Here is a 336-nt window from a genome sequence, read left to right on the forward strand (position 1 = left end):
GCTGGATGTACTGGTAGATCGGCCGGTCCAGCGATGGCTCCTGCTGGGTCACCGCACTCACCGACGCCGGCACCGGTAGCGATGCACGATTGGCCATGCGCGCCAGCAGCCCCCCCTGCGCAGGCTGGCAGCGGTCGCGCACGGTTGCAGCGAGCAGGAACAGCACGTCGTTGCGGAACGCGTGATCGTCGCGCAGGCGCTGTTCGATGCGCTGGCTGGCGTCGGTGGCCGTTGCCGGAAACGCGACCGCCGGCGGCGCGGTGGGTGCGCGCTGCCGCTGCCACAACGCCAGGAGCACGATTGCGCCCAGCAGCGCCGCGGCAACCAGGATCCAGC

1 protein-coding gene is annotated in these 336 nt (G+C 71.1%); it reads right to left on the reverse strand.

Annotation, left to right across the window (positions count from 1 at the left end):
* Positions 1 to 336, reverse strand: a 336-nt coding sequence (locus EN852_RS37360; RefSeq protein ID WP_210238315.1) for a hypothetical protein, incomplete at both ends; no start/stop codon positions are given.

Source organism: Mesorhizobium sp. M2E.F.Ca.ET.209.01.1.1 (assembly GCF_004010375.2).
In the GTDB taxonomy this organism is placed as follows: Bacteria; Pseudomonadota; Alphaproteobacteria; order Rhizobiales; family Rhizobiaceae; genus Mesorhizobium.